The 1,274-nt window shown below is 63.2% G+C and carries 2 protein-coding genes; one reads left to right on the forward strand and one right to left on the reverse strand.

What is annotated here, in order from left to right; all coding sequences use genetic code 11:
• Positions 1-136 precede the first annotated feature (136 nt).
• The gene (locus tag ASE01_RS04325) at positions 137-442 is read right to left on the reverse strand and encodes an SMI1/KNR4 family protein (protein ID WP_056748827.1); all 306 of its coding nucleotides are present in this window, start codon (positions 440-442) and stop codon (positions 137-139) included.
• A 165-nt stretch (positions 443-607) separates the two neighbouring features.
• Here ASE01_RS04325 and ASE01_RS04330 point away from each other — a divergent pair, with 165 nt between their 5' ends.
• On the forward strand, positions 608-1,027 hold the full coding sequence (locus ASE01_RS04330) for a hypothetical protein (RefSeq protein ID WP_056748830.1): 420 nt from the start codon (positions 608-610) through the stop codon (positions 1,025-1,027).
• Positions 1,028-1,274 lie beyond the last annotated feature (247 nt).

The following is a 1,274-nucleotide window of genomic DNA, read 5'->3' on the forward strand; positions in this document are numbered from 1 at the left end:
CGGCTCTTCGGACAAGTCACTTCCCGGACCCGCCACCACACAGCCTAGAACAAATCTTCCGGCTGCTTCTTGACACAGAGGGGCGCCATGGTCGGGCGTTCGGCTCCGGGAGCGGCACGCCGCCAGCCGAGTTCGGTCAGTTGATCAACGCGACAAATTCACGGACGCTTCGGGCGACGGCGGATACCTCCGTGTCGTCGTGATTCCAGAGACCGACCGAACCGTCTTTGAGACGGAGTAGAAAGTTGCCGGCGATGTCTGCCCCGATGATGTACGCCTCCTTCCCGGTCCACCAGTGGGCTCGCAAAGGCCGCCAACCGTCTGGGTGTACAAGAAGCACGAGTTCGAGCAATAAACCATCGACATCTACGCGCCGCTTAAAGTGAAGGTGGTTGATGGCTCCGACCACCGCCTCTTCGACCGTCACGGTTCGCTCCGTCATGGCCCCATCCTCCACGTCGGATGGATGGGGGCCCAATGCTCAATCCCAGCCGCCCGACTCTCGGCAAGACCGCTCCGTGGCGTTGGCGGGCACCTGGTAGTCGACGGCGGATGATGAAGCGAGACTCTGCAGGACACCCGATCTCACGCATGGCAAGGTCTACTCGTGGACCAAACTGCTGCGGGCCGCTGGTTCGGACTCCAGGCCGAGGTAGAGGTGCAGACTCCGTCGCGTCGCGTGTTGGAATTTTTCAGGCAATGTGGTCGGGCTGTGTTGACCTTGGGGTTCAGTCTGGGCGAGTACGACCCGCGCCGCTTTTGCGACATCGTCGTGTATCGCCGAAGCGACTCCTTCCCTGTCCTGCACTTCAGTTACGACACGCTCTCCGGGAGCGAGCTGCACCTTCAGCGGTTGAAGGATCTGCTCGACGGTGCTGAGGTTGGGGCGTTCTGCGATGAGTTCGAGATCCCGAAGCATCTCGTCACGGGGAACGGCGACCTCGAAGTCGAATCAACCGAGATCGAGTGGGTCGAGACCCCGTCCGAGCGGCGGCGACGGTTTTGGCCGACGCTGCCCACCGTCTGATCACCAACACAGCCGAGCTGCGGAACAAGCTGCACCGTCAGGCATGAGTTGGGCGTTCCGCCCCGCCAGCGGCATGGTCGGGCGCTCCGCCCCGACAGCGGCATGGTCGGGCGTTCCGCTCCGACAGCGGCATGGTCGGGCGTTCCGCTCCGACAGCGGCTACTTGTTTCATTGACCTCAGGACCGGTGTCTGGCAAGGCTCGGTCCAGGCGCCCGGTCCGTCGCTCTGATTGCGGCTGCCCACGCT

It is taken from the genome of Nocardioides sp. Root190, assembly GCF_001428565.1.
GTDB lineage: Bacteria > Actinomycetota > Actinomycetes > Propionibacteriales > Nocardioidaceae > Nocardioides.